The 16,091-nt window shown below is 67.9% G+C and carries 17 protein-coding genes; 8 read left to right on the forward strand and 9 right to left on the reverse strand.

Features of this window, described 5'->3' with window-relative positions; translation table 11 throughout:
• The first annotated feature begins 49 nt into the window (after positions 1–49).
• Entirely contained in the window at positions 50–1,339 is a 1,290-nt protein-coding gene (locus ACZ6Z4_RS35220) for an aspartate aminotransferase family protein (RefSeq protein WP_465575169.1), read from the forward strand.
• On the opposite strand, the gene ACZ6Z4_RS35225 is transcribed toward ACZ6Z4_RS35220, so the two are convergent.
• Complete coding sequence (locus ACZ6Z4_RS35225) at positions 1,336–2,220, reverse strand: aminoglycoside phosphotransferase family protein (protein WP_465575172.1); 885 nt, start codon at positions 2,218–2,220, stop codon at positions 1,336–1,338. The two genes, ACZ6Z4_RS35220 and ACZ6Z4_RS35225, sit on opposite strands and share 4 nt — an antisense overlap.
• Positions 2,221–2,262: 42 nt before the next feature.
• Positions 2,263–4,044 (reverse strand): sigma-54-dependent Fis family transcriptional regulator, encoded by a 1,782-nt coding sequence (locus ACZ6Z4_RS35230; protein ID WP_465575175.1) that lies wholly within the window; start codon positions 4,042–4,044, stop codon positions 2,263–2,265.
• A 159-nt stretch (positions 4,045–4,203) separates the two neighbouring features.
• On the opposite strand from ACZ6Z4_RS35230, the gene ACZ6Z4_RS35235 reads away from it, so the two are divergent.
• The 6 genes from ACZ6Z4_RS35235 (at position 4,204) to groL (ending at position 11,173) form a co-directional block, all read left to right on the forward strand.
• Complete coding sequence (locus ACZ6Z4_RS35235; RefSeq protein ID WP_465575178.1) at positions 4,204–5,850, forward strand: ferritin family protein; 1,647 nt, start codon at positions 4,204–4,206, stop codon at positions 5,848–5,850.
• A gap of 84 nt (positions 5,851–5,934) precedes the next feature.
• Entirely contained in the window at positions 5,935–6,957 is a 1,023-nt protein-coding gene (locus ACZ6Z4_RS35240) for a 2Fe-2S iron-sulfur cluster-binding protein (protein ID WP_465575181.1), read from the forward strand.
• An 8-nt stretch (positions 6,958–6,965) separates the two neighbouring features.
• Complete coding sequence (locus ACZ6Z4_RS35245) at positions 6,966–8,063, forward strand: aromatic/alkene monooxygenase hydroxylase subunit beta (protein WP_465575183.1); 1,098 nt, start codon at positions 6,966–6,968, stop codon at positions 8,061–8,063.
• Positions 8,060–8,416 carry a propane 2-monooxygenase effector subunit MimD gene (gene mimD, locus ACZ6Z4_RS35250; protein WP_465575185.1) on the forward strand — a complete coding sequence of 119 codons (357 nt, stop codon included), beginning with the start codon at positions 8,060–8,062 and terminating at the stop codon, positions 8,414–8,416. Before ACZ6Z4_RS35245 ends, mimD begins: the two co-directional genes overlap by 4 nt.
• A 57-nt stretch (positions 8,417–8,473) precedes the next feature.
• Positions 8,474–9,508 carry an amidohydrolase family protein gene (locus ACZ6Z4_RS35255; RefSeq protein ID WP_465575187.1) on the forward strand — a complete coding sequence of 345 codons (1,035 nt, stop codon included), beginning with the start codon at positions 8,474–8,476 and terminating at the stop codon, positions 9,506–9,508.
• Positions 9,509–9,523: 15 nt separating this feature from the next.
• On the forward strand, positions 9,524–11,173 hold the full coding sequence (gene groL / locus ACZ6Z4_RS35260) for a chaperonin GroEL (RefSeq protein ID WP_465575191.1): 1,650 nt from the start codon (positions 9,524–9,526) through the stop codon (positions 11,171–11,173).
• Positions 11,174–11,263: 90 nt separating this feature from the next.
• Here groL and ACZ6Z4_RS35265 read toward each other — a convergent pair whose 3' ends face one another.
• The 3 genes from ACZ6Z4_RS35265 to ACZ6Z4_RS35275 all read right to left on the reverse strand — a co-directional run bounded on the left by ACZ6Z4_RS35265 (position 11,264) and on the right by ACZ6Z4_RS35275 (position 12,319).
• On the reverse strand, positions 11,264–11,683 hold the full coding sequence (locus tag ACZ6Z4_RS35265) for a hypothetical protein (RefSeq protein ID WP_465575194.1): 420 nt from the start codon (positions 11,681–11,683) through the stop codon (positions 11,264–11,266).
• A gap of 18 nt (positions 11,684–11,701) precedes the next feature.
• Positions 11,702–12,082, reverse strand: coding sequence for a hypothetical protein (locus tag ACZ6Z4_RS35270; protein WP_465575199.1), 381 nt, complete (start codon positions 12,080–12,082; stop codon positions 11,702–11,704).
• 105 nt (positions 12,083–12,187) lie between these two features.
• A complete protein-coding gene (locus ACZ6Z4_RS35275) occupies positions 12,188–12,319 on the reverse strand; it encodes a hypothetical protein (protein ID WP_465575202.1) in 132 nt (43 codons plus the stop codon).
• 44 nt (positions 12,320–12,363) lie between these two features.
• Here ACZ6Z4_RS35275 and ACZ6Z4_RS35280 point away from each other — a divergent pair, with 44 nt between their 5' ends.
• A complete protein-coding gene (locus ACZ6Z4_RS35280; RefSeq protein ID WP_465575205.1) occupies positions 12,364–12,663 on the forward strand; it encodes a hypothetical protein in 300 nt (99 codons plus the stop codon).
• A gap of 62 nt (positions 12,664–12,725) precedes the next feature.
• Here the strand turns inward: ACZ6Z4_RS35280 and ACZ6Z4_RS35285 are convergent, their stop codons facing one another.
• The 4 genes from ACZ6Z4_RS35285 to ACZ6Z4_RS35300 form a co-directional block, all read right to left on the reverse strand.
• Complete coding sequence (locus tag ACZ6Z4_RS35285; RefSeq protein ID WP_465575211.1) at positions 12,726–13,583, reverse strand: amino acid ABC transporter permease; 858 nt, start codon at positions 13,581–13,583, stop codon at positions 12,726–12,728.
• Entirely contained in the window at positions 13,583–14,230 is a 648-nt protein-coding gene (locus ACZ6Z4_RS35290) for an amino acid ABC transporter permease (protein ID WP_465575214.1), read from the reverse strand. Before ACZ6Z4_RS35290 ends, ACZ6Z4_RS35285 begins: the two co-directional genes overlap by 1 nt.
• Positions 14,231–14,308: 78 nt before the next feature.
• The gene (locus ACZ6Z4_RS35295) at positions 14,309–15,232 is read right to left on the reverse strand and encodes a glutamate ABC transporter substrate-binding protein (RefSeq protein ID WP_465575220.1); all 924 of its coding nucleotides are present in this window, start codon (positions 15,230–15,232) and stop codon (positions 14,309–14,311) included.
• A 57-nt stretch (positions 15,233–15,289) separates the two neighbouring features.
• Positions 15,290–16,066 carry an amino acid ABC transporter ATP-binding protein gene (locus ACZ6Z4_RS35300; RefSeq protein ID WP_363677333.1) on the reverse strand — a complete coding sequence of 259 codons (777 nt, stop codon included), beginning with the start codon at positions 16,064–16,066 and terminating at the stop codon, positions 15,290–15,292.
• Positions 16,067–16,091 lie beyond the last annotated feature (25 nt).

Consider the following 16,091-nt stretch of genomic DNA (forward strand, 5'->3'; position numbering starts at 1 on the left):
GAACCTTAGGACACTGTCGGACAACCCGAAGATGAGGTATTGCTAAGACATGACACATGCGGAGCTCTGGGAGCGTCACAAGGCCGTCATGCCGGACTGGCTGTCGTTGTACTACGAGGAGCCGATCGAGATCGTCCGGGGCGCGGGCCGGCGGGTCACTGACGGGGAAGGCAACGAGTACCTGGACTTCTTCGCCGGCATCCTGACCAACGCGATCGGCTACGACATCGCCGAGATCTCCGACGCCGTCCGCGAGCAGCTCGGCAGCGGGGTCGCGCACACCTCCACGGTGTACCTGATCCGCCGGCAGATTGAGCTGGCCGAGAAGATCGCCGGGCTGTCCGGGATCGAGAACGCCAAGGTGTTCTTCACCAACTCCGGCACCGAGGCGAACGAGGCCGCGCTGCTGTTCGCGACCCAGAAGCGCCGGTCGAACCAGGTGCTGGCGATGCGCAACTCGTACCACGGCCGCGGCTTCGGCACGGTCGCGATCACCGGCAACCGCGGCTGGTCGGCGAGCAGTCTGTCGCCGGTCAACGTGCAGTACCTGCAGGGTGCGTACCGGTACCGCAGCCCGTTCCGCGACCTGCCGGACGCGGAGTACGTGCAGCGTTGCGTCGAGGACCTGCGCGAGGTGATCGCGACCACGACCGCCGGGGACGTGGCGTGCCTGATCGTCGAGCCGATCCAGGGCGTCGGTGGGTTCTCGTCGCCGCCCGACGGCCTGTACGCCGCGTTCAAGGAGGTCCTCGACGAGTACGGGATCCTGCTGATCTCCGACGAGGTGCAGACCGGGTGGGGGCGCACCGGCGAGCACTTCTGGGGGATCCAGGCGCACGACGTGGTCCCGGACGCGATGACGTTCGCGAAGGGGCTCGGCAACGGGTTCGCGATCGGTGGTGTGGTGGCGACGCCGGCGCTGATGGACAGCCTGAGCGCGAACTCGCTGTCGACGTTCGGTGGCAACCCGATCTCGACCAGCGCCGCGAAGGCGACGATCGAGTACCTGCTCGACCACGACCTGCAGGCGAACGCGGCCAAGCGCGGCGCGCAGCTGGCGGACGGGCTGCGCGGGATCGCGGACGAGTTCCCGGAGCTCGGCGAGGTGCGCGGGAAGGGGCTGATGCTCGCGGCCGAGATCGTGAAGCCGGGCGACAACGCGCCGGACGCGGCGACGACCGCGAAGCTCCAGCAGGAGGCGAAGAACCGCGGTCTGCTGGTGGGCAAGGGTGGTCTTTACGGGAATGTGCTGCGGATGGCGCCGCCGATGACGCTGACCGAGCCGGAGACGACCGAAGCCATCGAGATTCTTCGAGAGTCCTTCAACACTCTTCGTTAAAGAGAGAGTTGGTGATCGGCGAGCACCTCGTCGATCACCAACTTGTTGATCTCCACGTCACGCCCGTCGGCGAGCACGATCAGCGCCTTCCACAGCGCCCACCCGCGCGCCCGGGCCCACGTCCCGGCGTCAGCAGCGACCGTACGCCGGAACGCCTCCCTGCTCTCACGCGAGAACATCGTCCACGCGATCACCAGGTCGCACGCCGGATCGCCCACCCCCGACGTCCCGAAGTCGATCACCGCCGACAGCTTCCCGTCCCGTACCAGAAGGTTGCCCGAGGCAATGTCCCCGTGGAACCACACCGGCGGCCCGTCGAAGCGACTGGCCAGCGCGGCCTCCCAGACCGCCGAAGCAGCCTCGACGTCGACCTGACCCTCCAGCGCGACCAGCGCAGCCCGGGTCTCGGAGTCGTAGTACGCCGGCGGCCCGCCCCGGTGGAAGTTGTGCCCACCCGGCACCGGACCACCCGCCGCGTCACATCCCTGCAGCGCGACCAGGAACTCCCCGACCGCCACCGCGAACGCGGTCAGGTCCGAGATCCGTTCCACGGACGAGGTCTCCCCGTCGAGCCACCGCCGCACCGACCAGTGGAAGGCGTACCCCTCACCCGGCACCCCGTTGCCCAGCACCTCCGGCACCGGCACCGGCAAGTACGGCGCGAGCCGCGGGATCCACTCGTTCTCCTTGCCCACAGCATCCGCGTACGCCGCCGCCGAAGGCAGCCGCACGGTCATCGACGACCCGAGCCGGTACGTCCGGTTGTCCCACCCGTCCACCTTCACCGGCTCCACAGCCAGCTCGGCCCACTGCGGGAACTGCGCCTTCACCAGTCGCCGTACCAGCCCCGCATCGATCCCGCCGCGCCCGTCAGTAGCCATCCGGAAAGTCTCCCGGCCGGTCACCAAGCACGCAACGCAGTTTCAGATCGTCAGCACGATGCCGTAGTCGCGGATCTTGCGGTAGATCGTCGCGCGGGACATGCCCAGGTCGCTGGCGGCCTTGTCCTTGTTGCCGCGGTGGATGACCAGCGCCTTGACGACGGCGTCGCGTTCCAGCGACTCCAGCTGCGTGAGCCGGCGCCGTGTCGTGGCACGGCACTCACCGGGGAGGTCGTCGAGCTGGATCGTCCCGGAGCGCCGGTGCTGAGCTACGCGCAGCAGCACTCGCCGGAGCTGCTCCACGTTGCCCAGCCAGGGCAGACGCATCAGCTGCGCCAGTGCGGACGAGGAGATCGTCAGCTGGTTGCCCCGGTTGAGTCGGCCGAGCAGGTGGGGGACCAGCTTGTGCATGTCCTCCAGGTGGTGCCGCAGCGGTGGCACCTCGATGGTGTGCGCGAAGTGTGGCAGCAGTTGCGCGTCGACGGCTGCGTTGCGCGGCTCGCTGCGCATGGTCAGCGCGACCCACACACCGCGCCGCTGGTCGGCGTACTCGAGCAGGAGGTCGGACAGCCCGCCCACTGTCTCCGCGTCGAGCAGGTGCGCACGCCGTACGACGAGAGAACCTGCTCCCGCCGCCAGCTCCTCAGCGATCGTGTCCAGCCAACCAGGACCGACCTCCGACGCGTCCATCACCCGGAAGTGCCCGGAGCCGTTGCGCAGCTGGTTGACCGAGCGGAGCAGCGCGATCTTGCCGACGCCCGCCTCACCCTCCAGCACCACCCACGACCCGCTCTTCCGTGAGGTGTCCACCGCGTGGCAGACCCGCTGCCACGTCGCACTGGTCCCCGCCAGCCCAGGCATCACCGGTACGACGGCCGGAGCCGCCGAGTCGAGCCCTGACTGAACCTGGATCCGCAGCACTCCGCCGGCCAGCTCAGCGCCGCTGAACGCCGGCCGGTAGTCCATCCGGGCGACCAGCCCGCTCGGCAGGTCGGTCACCAGCGTCACCGGCGACGACTCCCCGGCAGCGTCGGCAGAACGCGCCAGCAACGCCGCCTGGTCCGCGGGGTCGAAGCGCTGCTGGGCCTGGGCGTTCATCATCACCAGGTCCTTGCTGAGCGCCAACACCCCGCTCCCCGGATGCTGGCAGGCTGCCAGGTAGTCCCGGAACAGCGCCAGCTCCCGCGCACCAGCCCGGGCCAGCACCTGCTGCTCGATCTTCTGCGCCGTCGAGCGGGCGCAGTACATCAGCAGCGCGTTGGAGTGTGCCACCGACGACGTCAGGTCCAATACGCCGAGCAGCGCACCCGTGATCGGGTGGTGGATCGGCGCGCCCGCGCAGGCGAAGCCGCCGAGGCGGCCGGTGAAGTGCTCGCTGCCGGTGACCATCGTCGGGACGCCGGCCTCCAGCGTCGTACCGATCCCGTTGGTGCCGACCTGCTCCTCGGCGTAGCTGAAACCGGGGGACAGGGACGCGCGATCCAGCTTCCGCACCAGCGATTGGTCGGCGCAGGTGCGCTGCAGCACCAGTCCCTGGGCGTCGGTGAGGATGATGCTCACCGATTCGTTGGCGAGCTCCTCGGCCAGCGCGGTCAGCACCGGCGTCGCGCTGAGCGCGAGCGCGGACGGCTCCTCGATCGGTCCCAGGTACGTCGGGTCGAGGTGGTCGGTGTCGACCCGGAGCCGGGACGACCGCACCCAGGACGCCTGGATCGGCTCCCGGACCAGCGGGTCGAACGCACCGGAGGACAGGAAGCGGTCGCGGGCGCGCTGCAGGACCAGGCTGCCGCCGTGGGCGGTGTGACGGTCGTCCGGTGAGTCCACAGGCGGCGCCTCTCAGCATCGGGGGCTTGCACCCAGGCTACGGGCGGCTGCCACCACCGTCCGTCTCAGATTGAGACAAGCGCAAGGCCTCGGCCGGTGTCTGATCGGTGCACGGCGCCCCGACGCCGCCTGAACGACCCCCGACCGAGGAGGCAGACCGTGAGCAGGCAGAGTCTGAGCAAGGCCCATGCCAAGATCACCGAACTGTCCTGGGAGCCCACCTTCGCCACTCCCGCGACACGCTTCGGCACCGACTACAGCTTCGACAAAGCTCCGAAGAAGGACCCGCTCAAGCAGATCATGCGGTCCTACTTCCCGATGGAGGAGGAGAAGGACAACCGCGTCTTCGGCGCCATGGACGGCGCCATCCGCGGCAACATGTTCCGCCAGGTCCAGCAGCGCTGGATGGAGTGGCAGAAGCTGTTCCTGTCGATCATCCCGTTCCCGGAGATCTCCGCGGCCCGGGCGATGCCGATGGCCATCGACGCCGTCCCGAACCCGGAGATCCACAACGGGCTCGCGGTGCAGATGATCGACGAGGTCCGGCACTCCACGATCCAGATGAACCTGAAGAAGCTGTACATGAACCACTACATCGACCCGGCCGGGTTCGACATCACCGAGAAGGCGTTCGCGAACAACTACGCGGGCACCATCGGCCGGCAGTTCGGCGAGGGCTTCATCACCGGTGACGCGATCACCGCGGCCAACATCTACCTCACGGTGGTGGCCGAGACCGCGTTCACCAACACGCTGTTCGTGGCGATGCCCGACGAGGCGGCGGCCAACGGCGACTACCTGCTGCCGACCGTGTTCCACTCGGTCCAGTCCGACGAGTCGCGGCACATCAGCAACGGGTACTCGATCCTGCTGATGGCACTGGCCGACGAGGACAACCGGCAGCTGCTCGAGCGCGACCTGCGCTACGCCTGGTGGAACAACCACTGCGTCGTCGACGCCGCGATCGGCACCTTCATCGAGTACGGCACGAAGGACCGGCGCAAGGACCGCGACTCGTACGCCGAGATGTGGCGCCGCTGGATCTACGACGACTACTACCGCAGCTACCTGATCCCGCTGGAAAAGTACGGGCTCAAGATCCCGCACGACCTGGTCGAGGAAGCCTGGAACCGGATCTGGAACAAGGGCTACGTGCACGAGGTGGCCCAGTTCTTCGCCACCGGCTGGCCGGTCAACTACTGGCGGATCGACCCGATGACGGACGCCGACTTCGAGTGGTTCGAGCACAAGTACCCGGGCTGGTACAACAAGTACGGCAAGTGGTGGGAGAACTACAACCGCCTGCGCTACCCGGGCCGGAACAAGCCGATCGCCTTCGAGAACGTCGACTACGAGTACCCGCACCGGTGCTGGACCTGCATGGTCCCGGCGCTGATCCGCGAGGACATGGTCACCGAGAAGGTCGACGGCCAGTGGCGCACCTACTGCTCCGAGACCTGCGCCTGGACCGACATCAAGGCGTTCCGGCCGGAGTACGAGGGCCGGCCGACGCCGAACATGGGCCGGCTGACCGGGCACCGGGAGTGGGAGACGCTGCACCACAACCGGGACCTGGCCGACATCATCCAGGACCTGGGCTACGTGCGCGACGACGGCAAGACGCTGATCCCGCAGCCGCACCTCGACCTGGACGACCCCAAGAAGCTCTGGACCCTGGACGACGTCCGCGGGATCAACTTCGCCAGCCCGAACATCCTGCTCAACGAGATGTCGGACGCCGACCGCGAGGCCCACGTCGCGGCGTACAAGGCCGGGGGGCCGGCGGGCCGTCCCGCGAAGGTCTGACCCACCCCCAGGGCAGATCGGTGGCGGCGAACCCTGGCACCACTCGCCGCCACCGGTCGCCCGAGCCCCGGACAGGAGTCGTCGATGGGTGACAAGCACGTCGTACGGTTCGAGCCCGTCGACCTCGAGATGGAGGTCGACGAGGACGAGACCGTCCTGAACGCCGCGTTCCGGCAGGGCATCGCGCTGATGCACGGCTGCAAGGAGGGCCAGTGCGCCGCCTGCAAGTCGTTCCTGCTGGACGGCGACGTGCAGATGGACCGGTACTCGACGTTCGCGCTGGCCGAGTACGAGAGCGACGAGGGCTACATCCTGCTCTGCAAGTCGCACGCGTACTCCGACCTGACCGTCGAGCTGATCAACTACGACGAGGAGGAACTGCGCAACGCCGTACCGCTGCAGCACCTACGGACCACGATCGCCGCGATCGAGCCGGTCACGCACGACATCGTGTCGCTGCGGCTCGACCTGGTCGAGCCCGCCGGCTTCACCTTCAAACCCGGCCAGTACGCCGACATCGCGATCCCCGGGCACGACGCGCACCGGTCGTTCTCGATGGCCAACCTGCCGGACCAGCCGCTGGAGTTCCTGATCAAGAAGTACCCCGGCGGGCACTTCTCCGGCCTGCTCGACGGTCAGCTCCAACCCGGCGACGCGCTGGAGCTGGACGGCCCGTACGGCACCTTCACGCTGAAGAAGTCGTCGGACCGGCCGATCCTGTGCATCGGCGGGGGAGCGGGGATGGCGCCGATCCTGGCGCTGCTGCGGCACGCGGTGCGGGACGGGATCGACCGCCCGGTGCGGTTCTACTACGGCGCCCGGACCGAGACCGACCTGTTCTACCTGGACCGGATCGAGGCGCTCGGCGCGCAGCTGTCCGACTTCGCGTTCGTCGGCTGCCTGTCCGAGAGCTGGCCCGACGACTGGGAGCACACCGGTTTCGTCACCGAGGTGGTGCAGCGGCTGGAGCCGGACCTGGCCGGCTGCGACGCCTACCTGTGCGGCCCCCCGCCGATGGTCGACGCGGCCATCGACCTGCTGGAGATGCAAGGCGTACCGCGCGAGCACATCCACTACGACAAGTTCACCACTTCGGTGGCGGAGTAGGAGACGAGATGGCAGACACGAAGGAACGGAGCTTCCCGCACCCGGAGTTCACCGACTCCGAGGCCGGTGCGCTCACGTTCCCCAGCTCGACCAGCCGCAGCTACAACTACTACAAGCCGGCCAAGGCGCGGGCGACGACGTACGAGGACGTCACGTTCGACGTCCAGCCCGACCCCGAGCGGCACCTGTCGCAGGGCTGGATCTACGGCTTCGCGGACGCGCCTGGTGGCTACCCGCAGGACTGGACCGGCCTCAAGTCGTCGGACTGGCACCGGTTCCGCGACCCCAACGAGGAGTGGGAGAAGACGATCTACCGCAACAACGCGGCGGTCGTCCGGCAGATCTCGCTCAGCCTGGAGAACGCCAAGCGGGCCAAGGCGTACGCGCACTGGAACCCGGCCTGGACGCGCTTCATCGAACGCAACCTCGGCGCCTGGATGCACGCCGAGAACGGGCTCGGCATGCACGTGTTCACCGCCGCCCAGCGCTCGGCGCCGACGAACATGATCAACAACGCGATGGCCGTGAACGCGGCGCACAAGCTGCGCTTCGCCCAGGACCTGGCGCTGTTCAACCTCGACCTGGCCGAGTCCGACATCGACTTCGACGGCTCGGTGCACAAGGAGGTCTGGCACCGCGACCCGGTCTGGCAGGGCGTCCGCGAGAACGCCGAACGGCTGACCGCGATCGGCGACTGGGGCGAAGCGCTGTTCGCCACCAACATCGTCTTCGAGTCGCTGGTCGGCGTGCTGTTCCGGTCCGACCTGCTGATGCAGATCTCGGCCCGCAACGGCGACTACATCACGCCGACCATCGTCGGCGCCGGCGAGAACGACTACAGCCGCGACCTCGGGTACAGCCGGGCGCTGTTCTCGATGCTGACCCGCGACGCCCAGCACGGCGACGCGAACAAGGCGCTGCTCGGCGAGTGGCTGGCCACCTGGGTGCCGCAGAGCCTGCACGCCGCCCACGAGCTGCAGCCGATCTGGTCGCAGCCCAACGAGAAGGTGATCACCTTCGCCGACTCGCTCAGCGCGGCCAAGGACAGCTTCCGCAGCGTGCTGTCCGACCTCGACCTCGAGATCCCGAAGGAGCTGGACCTGTGAGCACGAGCAAGGAGTTCGGCGCGGCCGACCGCAGCTTCTCCAACATGTGCGGCGTGACGCTGATGAACAACCAGAACGGTCACGTGGTCGCCCAGATCATGGGGGCCAAGGCCAACGTCACGATCACCGAGTACCCGTCGATGATCCGGGTCGACGGCGTCGGCAAGCTCACCTTCGACTTCGCCGAGATCTCCGAGGCGCTCGGCGCCGACTTCGACCAGTCCGACTTCGAGGAGATCATGTCCACCCACTACGGGCGGATGGTGCACTTCGACGACCGGACGATGCTCTTCTCCAGCCCGGAGGAAGCCGCCGAGTACATCGACTTCGACCTGGTCGAGGTCCCCAGCTGATCCCCCTGGGCCCCGGTCCGCCGGGGCCCAGGCTGTTGCCTGCCAGGGAGGCGAGCCATGTACGAGCACAACGGCGAGAAGTACTACGTGGTCGACAGCCACGTGCACTTCTGGAACGGCCGGCCGGAGAACAACCGCAACCGCTACGGCGAGGGGTTCACGGCCTGCTTCTACGACTACCACCGCAACCTGTCGCCGGCCGAGTACGTCTGGACGACCGAGAAGTTCGGGGCGTACTCCGAGGACGACCTTGTCCACGACCTGTTCGAGATCGGGTACGTCGACAAGGCGATCTTCCAGCCGACGTACCTGACCGACTTCTACGTCGACGGGTTCAACACCACCGAGCGCGACGGCGCCGTGATGGAGAACCACCCGGGCAAGTTCATCACCAACGGCGCCTGGGACCCGCGCGACGGCGCCGAGGGCCTGGACAAGCTCGAGGAGCTGCACGCCCGCTGGAACCTGCAGGGGGTCAAGCTCTACACCGCCGAGTGGAAGGGCGACTCCAAGGGCTGGAAGCTGTCCGACCCGTCCGCCGAGCCGTACCTGCGCAAGTGCGTCGAGCTCGGCATCACCAACATCCACGTCCACAAGGGCCCGACCATCTACCCGCTGAACCGGGACGCCTTCGACGTACAGGACATCGACTACGCCGCCTCGATGTTCCCCGAGCTGAACTTCATCGTGGAGCACGTCGGGCTGCCGCGGCTGGAGGACTTCTGCTGGATCGCGACCCAGGAGCCCAACGTGTACGGCGGTCTGGCGGTCGCGATGCCGTTCATCCACAGCCGGCCGAAGTACTTCGCGCAGATCATCGGCGAGCTGTTGTACTGGATCGGCGAGGACCGGATCACCTTCGCCAGCGACTACGCGATCTGGCAGCCCAAGTGGCTGGTCGAGAAGTTCGTCGACTTCCAGATCCCCGAGGACATGCAGTCCGAGTACGGCGTCCTCACGCCGGATGTGAAGCGCAAGATCCTCGGGCTGAACGCCGCCAAGCTGTACGACCTCGACGTCCCCGCCGAGCTGCGGATCGTTGCCGACGACACCGACAGGCCGATCGGCGCCGCGCCGGTCCAGGTCGCCTGAGGAAAGGGATCCGCCATGGCCAAGGACCTCCGCTTCGCCACCGACGCCCGGCAGCTGCTCGAGCAGGGCGTGAACGCGCTCGCCGACGCCGTCAAGGTGACACTGGGCCCGAAGGGGCGCAACGCCGTCCTGGAGAAGCTCACCGGACCGCCGACCATCACCAACGACGGCGTCACCATCGCCCGCGAGATCCAGCTCCGCGACCCGTTCGCCAACATGGGCGCGCAGCTGGTCAAGGAAGTCGCGATGAAGACCAACGGCGTCGCCGGCGACGGCACCACCACCGCCACCGTGCTCGCCCAGGCGCTGGTCCGCGAAGGACTGCGCGCCGTCGACGAGGGTGCCAACCCGATGCAGCTGCGCCGCGGCATCGAGGAGGCCGTCGCGGTCGTCGTGAAGACGCTGCACGACCGCACCTGCGAGATCGGCGGCGACACCGACCTGCTGTACGTCGCGACGCTGTCGGCCAACGACGACCCGGAGATCGGCGCCGTGATCTCGCAGGCGATGAGCCGGGTCGGCACCAGCGGCGTGGTCACCGTCGAGGAGTCCCCGGCGTACGGGCTGAGCCTGAACGTCGTCGACGGCATCGAGTTCGACCACGGCTTCGTCTCGCCGTACATGGTGACCGACAAGGAGCGGATGGAGACGGTCTTCGAGGACCCGTTCATCCTGCTCACCAACCAGAAGATCAGCCAGCTGCAGGACCTGATGCCGACGCTGGAGGCGGTCACCCGGTCCGGGCGGCCGCTGGTGATCCTGGCCGAGAACGTCGAGGGGCCGGCGCTGCAGATGCTGGTCAGCAACAACGTGCACGACACGTTCCGGTCGGTCGTCGTGCGGGCTCCCGGGTTCGGGCACCGGCGGGTCGCCGAGCTGGAGGACCTGGCCGCCGTACTGGGTGGTCGGGTGGTCAGCGAGGACTCCGGGGTGAACCTGCACTCGGTGACCGCGGCGGATCTCGGCAGCTGCCACCGGATCACGATCACCGAAGCCGGTACGACGCTGGTCGGCGGCGCGGGCGCGTCGGAGCTGGTCGAGGCGCGGTTGCACCAGCTCGAGAAGGAGCTGGAGCGCACCGAGAACGAGCACGACCAGGACAACCTGAAGCTGCGAATCGCGCGGCTCGCCGGCCGGGTCGCCGTGATCCACGTCGGCGCGGCCACCGGTGTCGAGCTGAAGGAGAAGCAGCACCGCGTCGAGGACTCACTGTCCGCGACCCGGGCCGCACTGGAGGAGGGCGTGATCGCCGGCGGCGGCTCGGCCCTCACTCAGGCCCGCGACTCCCTGGACCGGCTCGAACTCACCGGCGACGCCCTGGCCGGCCGCGAGATCGTCCGCCAGTCCCTGGCCGAACCGCTGCGCTGGATCGCGATCAACGCCGGCTACGACGGCGACGAGGTGGTCAAAACGGTCGCCGAGCTCCCGCTCGGCCACGGCTTCAACGCCCTCACCGGCGAGTACGGCGACATGTTCGACTTCGGCGTCATGGACCCGGTCAAGATCACCCGCTCGGCCCTGGAGAGCGCCGCCTCCATCGCCGCGCTCCTGATCACCACCGAGACCGCCGTCGTCGAGGAAACCCTGGTCAATCCCGGCGCCATCATCGCCCCCGGCTTCGGCGACCTCGCCGAGGGCATGGTCCGGCCTTCCAACATCTACTGAGCTTGCTGACCCAACTGGCCCGCCCACCCCCGGCCCCCTCCGCCGGGGGTGGCGCCGTGTCGCGGCGGCCGCCACCCCGGCCCGGAGACCTCAGAACGGATCGAACCCGTACGACGCGATCGGCTGCGTCTCGTCGGTGAAGAACGACTTGACCGAAACCCCGACCTTGGACTTCTTCGTACCGGCCACGACCGCGGCGAGCTGACGGCACGACACGCCGTACTGCGTGTCCTCGTCACTGACGCTGCCGGTGGCCGCGCGCAGCCGCGTGTTCAGACCCCAGAGCGGGCACTTGACCGGCGTGGCGGTGATGAAGTGGGTCCGGCGGTTGCTGATCTGCATGCTGTCGTACTGCGTGTCGCACACGGTGAACTTGTCGAAGCCGCCGGGCGTCAGCGTGACGCACTTCTTGCCGACGTACCGTTCGTCGGCGGCGGCCTGGGGAGCGGCGAGCACGCTGCTCGTCGCCACGAGCGTGAGGGCCAGGGCCGCGATCAGTGATCTGTGCATGAGCTGGTCTCCTTCAGATCAGGGCTGGTAGCCGTAGCGCCAGGCCCAGTTGTCCGAGGCCCGGGTGGGGATCGTGATGGCGTCCGCGGTGAACGCCCTGCACGTCTTCGGCAGCACCACCCACGGTGTGTCGAAGGGGGCGACGCCGAACTTGATCTCGGCGTACACGTTGTGCGGCGTGCCCTCCACACAGAAGATGTGCCCCGTCACCGACACCCGTTGCCCTTTGCACCCCGCGGCCGGCTCGAACCACGCGTTCGCCCAGGAGCCGGTCTGGTCGGAGTCGTACCAGACCTTCAGCACCGGAGCCCCGCACTTGGCCGCCGGCGCCGCGGCGGCCGGCGCGACCGGCACGACGGTGGCGACGGTGACGAGTACGGCTGCGATCAGTGGCTTCATCGGAATGCCCTCCGCTACGCCCAGTGGTTGCTCTCGGCCTCAAGCTAGGCGGTGCCGGCCCGATCGAGATCACAGTCCGTGCACAGCCTCGTCCCAAACCCGCGCTCAGTCCGGCTTGGACTCCACGCCGACGTCACCGGGCGAGACCGTGTAGTCGCCCGGGCAGTAGCCGAAGGCAACAAAGTTCGTTGCAACAAGCTGCAGCCCGGCTGACCGATGATCAATCAAGTGCTTCACTGGTGCGATCCGTAGTTGATCGACCACTGATTGTGAGAATCGGCATGAAGAAGCTCTTCTCCTTGGCCACCGTCGCGGGCTGTGCGGTGGCGATGGCCGGTCTGACCGGCGCGACGGCGTCCGCCGGGCCAGCCGTCTCCGATGTCGACTGTGCCTACCCGACGGTCTTCACGAACCCGCACTCGAAGGTCCGGCTGTCCACGTGGTGCGGTCACGACATCTCGGTGAAGGTGATGTGGAAGAAGGACTGGGACGACTGCGTGAGCGTCAAGCCGGGCATCGACTCCTGGTCGATTCCCGAGACCTTTCCGCACGACACCTACGTGGGTCTCGTCGACTGCTGATGTCGTCGGACAGAGTTCGGCCCGGGTCGCAGTGGCTCCAACCCGGGCCGGGGTTTGGGTGGTCAGGCCTCGCTGGCGTCGAGGGGGGCGATGGGGGGCGGGGCGCCGGTGACCTTGCGGCGGCGGCGTGAGCGGCCTTCCAGCCCCTTCGCCAGCAGGGACAGCAGCGAGCACAGGCCGATGTAGATGATCGCGACCACGATGTACGTCGGGATGAACGGGAAGCCGAACTGCTGCCGGCCGCCCATCTGCTTGCCGACGAACAGGAGCTCGTTGTAGGTGATGATGAAGCCGAGCGCGGTGTCCTTCAGCAGCACGACCAGCTGGCTGACGATCGCCGGGAGCATCGCGCTGATCGCCTGCGGGAGCAGGATCAGGCGGACGACCTGGTTCTTGCGCAGGCCGGTCGCGTACGCCGCCTCGCGCTGTCCCTTCGGAACCGCCGCGATGCCGGCCCGGAAGATCTCGGCCAGCACCGAGCCGTTGTACAGCGTCAGGCCGAACACGACGGCCCAGAACGGCGACAGCCCGAGCTCGAACTGCAGGTTGCCGTAGTAGAAGAAGAACATCAGGATCAGCAGCGGGATGGCCCGGAAGAGCTCGACGACGAAGGTCGCCGGCACCCGGAAGATCGCGTGGTCACTGATCCGCGCGGCGGCGAAGATCGCGCCGAACAGCATCGCCAGCACGGTGGCCAGACCGGCCGCGCGCAGCGTGTTCAGCAGGCCGGTGAGCAGTTCCTTCTGGATCGCCGTGTACTGGAACTGCGCCCAGCGCCGGGCCTGGAACTGGCCGGTCGCGTTCAGCCGGTAGATCACCCAGGCGACCGCGCCGAGCACGGCCAGCGCCACCACCAGATTGAGGATCCGGTTGCGCGCTTTCGCCCGGGGCCCGGGTACGTCGTACAGAACCGCACTCATCAGGCCACCGCCGTCCGTCGCTCGGCCCACCGCTGCAGGAAGACCAGGGGAGTGATCAGGATCAGGAAGCCGATGGTGATCCAGATCAGCGTCAGGATCTGGTTCTCACCGCGCTCGGCCATCACGGCGGGAATCGCGCCCGCCTCGAGGACCGAGAAGCCGGCCGCGATCGTGGTGTTCTTCAGCAGCGCGATCAGCACGCTGGACAGTGGCGGCACGATGGCCCGAAAGGCCTGCGGCAACACCACGATGCTCAGCACCTGGAAGAACGTCATCCCGACCGAGCGGGCCGCCTCGGCCTGACCGGGCGGCACGGTGTTGATGCCGGACCGGACCACCTCGCAGATGAAGGCGGCGGTGTAGATGGTCAGTGCCGCGACCGCGGACCAGAAGTACGTCGGCAGGTTGATCTGCATCTTCGGCACACCGAAGACCAGGAACGCGAACACCAGCGTCAGGGGCGTGTTGCGCAGCGTGTTGACGTAGCCGGTGCCGATCGCCCGGAGCGCGGGAACCGGCGAGACCCGGAACGCGGCCAGCACGGTGCCGAGCACCAGGCTGAGCAGGCCGGCGACCACGAACAGCCGCAGGGTGGTCCAGAAACCATCCCGGAACAGCTCGGCGTTGTCGGTGAGGACCGAGAGCATCGTGACCTTCCAGAAGATCGGGAGAACGCAGTCCGGCCACGGCGCCGGTGGTGCCGAACGCCGTGGCCGGGCGGTGGATCAGTACTTCTCGAGCGACGGCGGCGTCGCGGCGGAGCCGGACTTGCCGAGCGTCTCGTCGTACAGGGCCTTCCAGGTACCGTCGGAGAACGAGGCCTCGAGGCCTGCGTTCACCTTGTCCCGCAGGGCCTTGTCCGCCAGCGGGAGACCGATACCGTACTTCTCGGTGCTGAACGGCTTACCGACCACGCGCAGCTCGTCGGGCGAGTTCGCCGCGTAGCCCTTGAGGATCGCGTCGTCGGTGGTCACCGCGTCGGTCTTGTTGTCGAGCAGCTGCGAGACGCACTCCGAGTAGGTCTTGAACTCCGAGATGTTGGAGGCCTCGGTCAGGCCTTCGTCCTTGACCTTCTGGATCGGCGTCGAACCGGTCGCCGAGCAGACCTTCTTGCCCTTCAGGCCGTCCTTGCCGGCGTCCATCGAGGTGTCGTCCTTGCGGACCAGCAGGTCCTGGCCGGCGACGAAGTACGGGCCCGCGAACGAGACCAGCTTCTTGCGCTTGTCAGTGATCGAGTACGAGCCGACGTAGTAGTCGATCTCGCCACCGCCGATCGAGGTCTCCCGATTCGCCGACGGAATCTCCTTGTACTCGATCTTGTCCGGGTCCAGCCCGAGCTGAGCCGAGACCATCCGGGCGATCTCGATGTCGAAACCGCAGCGCTTGCCGTTGGCGTCCTTGTAGCCGAGGTTCGGCTGGTCGAACTTGACGCCGACGACCGCGTTGCCGCGGGCCTTCATCTTGGCGAACGCCGGGCTGCCGGCGACGTCGATGCCGCTGGCGACATCGAACTTGTGCGGCTCACCGCAGGAGTCGCCGGTGCTGCCGCCGCCACCGCTCGCGGCCGGCGTGCCGTCCTTGCCGCAGGCGCCGACGGTCAGCGCGAGCGCCGCGACGCCTACTGAGGCGACGAGGGTGCGCATCTTCATGTGGGATCCCCTTCGTGTTGTGGAGCGGTTGCGACCGGCCGCTGGGCCGGCGGGCGTCTAGTGCTTGAGGATCTTCCCGAGGAAGTCCTGGGCGCGTCGGGAGGTCGGGCTGGTGAAGAACGTCTCCGGGTCGGCCTCTTCGACGATCTCGCCGTCGGCCATGAACACCACCCGGTTCGCCGCCGAGCGGGCGAAGCCCATCTCGTGGGTCACCACGACCATCGTCATGTCCTGCCGGGCCAGGTCCACCATCACCTCGAGGACCTCCTGGATCATCTCCGGGTCCAGCGCCGAGGTCGGCTCGTCGAACAGGATCACCTTCGGGTCCATCGCCAGCGCGCGGGCGATCGCCACCCGCTGCTGCTGGCCGCCGGACAGCTGGGCCGGGTACTTCTGGGCCTGGTTGGCCACGCCGACCCGCTCGAGCAGCTCCATCGCGCGCTGCTCGGCGACCTTCTGGTCGAGCTTGCGGACCTTGCACGGGCCGAGGGTGACGTTCTGCAGGATCGTCTTGTGGGCGAACAGGTTGAACGACTGGAACACCATGCCGACGTCGGCGCGCAGCCTGGCCAGCGCCTTGCCCTCGCTGGGCAGCGGCTGCCCGTCCAGGGTGATGGTGCCGGTGTCGATCGGCTCCAGCCGGTTGATCGCGCGGCACAGCGTCGACTTGCCGGACCCCGACGGCCCGATCACCACGACGACCTCGCCCTTGCTGATGGACAGGTTGATGTCCTTCAGCACGTGCAGGTCGCCGAAGTGTTTGTTGACGCCCGACAGGGCGACCAGGCCGGTGCTGACCGGAACGGTGTTCGTCGAGGTGACGGAATCGCTCATGGCGTGAACCTAGCCGAGGCGGGGG

It is taken from the genome of Kribbella sp. NPDC104740, assembly GCF_055583505.1.

What these genes read in the sequence shown, in the direction of transcription:
- ACZ6Z4_RS35290 (WP_465575214.1), bottom strand. Translation starts at nt 14,230, where the DNA reads ATGCTCTCGGTCCTCACCGACAACGCCGAGCTGTTCCGGGATGGTTTC.
- groL (WP_465575191.1), top strand. Translation starts at nt 9,524, where the DNA reads ATGGCCAAGGACCTCCGCTTCGCCACCGACGCCCGGCAGCTGCTCGAG.
- ACZ6Z4_RS35285 (WP_465575211.1), bottom strand. Translation starts at nt 13,583, where the DNA reads ATGAGTGCGGTTCTGTACGACGTACCCGGGCCCCGGGCGAAAGCGCGC.
- ACZ6Z4_RS35265 (WP_465575194.1), bottom strand. Translation starts at nt 11,683, where the DNA reads ATGCACAGATCACTGATCGCGGCCCTGGCCCTCACGCTCGTGGCGACG.
- ACZ6Z4_RS35225 (WP_465575172.1), bottom strand. Translation starts at nt 2,220, where the DNA reads ATGGCTACTGACGGGCGCGGCGGGATCGATGCGGGGCTGGTACGGCGA.
- ACZ6Z4_RS35240 (WP_465575181.1), top strand. Translation starts at nt 5,935, where the DNA reads ATGGGTGACAAGCACGTCGTACGGTTCGAGCCCGTCGACCTCGAGATG.
- ACZ6Z4_RS35300 (WP_363677333.1), bottom strand. Translation starts at nt 16,066, where the DNA reads ATGAGCGATTCCGTCACCTCGACGAACACCGTTCCGGTCAGCACCGGC.
- ACZ6Z4_RS35245 (WP_465575183.1), top strand. Translation starts at nt 6,966, where the DNA reads ATGGCAGACACGAAGGAACGGAGCTTCCCGCACCCGGAGTTCACCGAC.
- ACZ6Z4_RS35220 (WP_465575169.1), top strand. Translation starts at nt 50, where the DNA reads ATGACACATGCGGAGCTCTGGGAGCGTCACAAGGCCGTCATGCCGGAC.
- ACZ6Z4_RS35295 (WP_465575220.1), bottom strand. Translation starts at nt 15,232, where the DNA reads ATGAAGATGCGCACCCTCGTCGCCTCAGTAGGCGTCGCGGCGCTCGCG.
- ACZ6Z4_RS35270 (WP_465575199.1), bottom strand. Translation starts at nt 12,082, where the DNA reads ATGAAGCCACTGATCGCAGCCGTACTCGTCACCGTCGCCACCGTCGTG.
- ACZ6Z4_RS35280 (WP_465575205.1), top strand. Translation starts at nt 12,364, where the DNA reads ATGAAGAAGCTCTTCTCCTTGGCCACCGTCGCGGGCTGTGCGGTGGCG.
- ACZ6Z4_RS35255 (WP_465575187.1), top strand. Translation starts at nt 8,474, where the DNA reads ATGTACGAGCACAACGGCGAGAAGTACTACGTGGTCGACAGCCACGTG.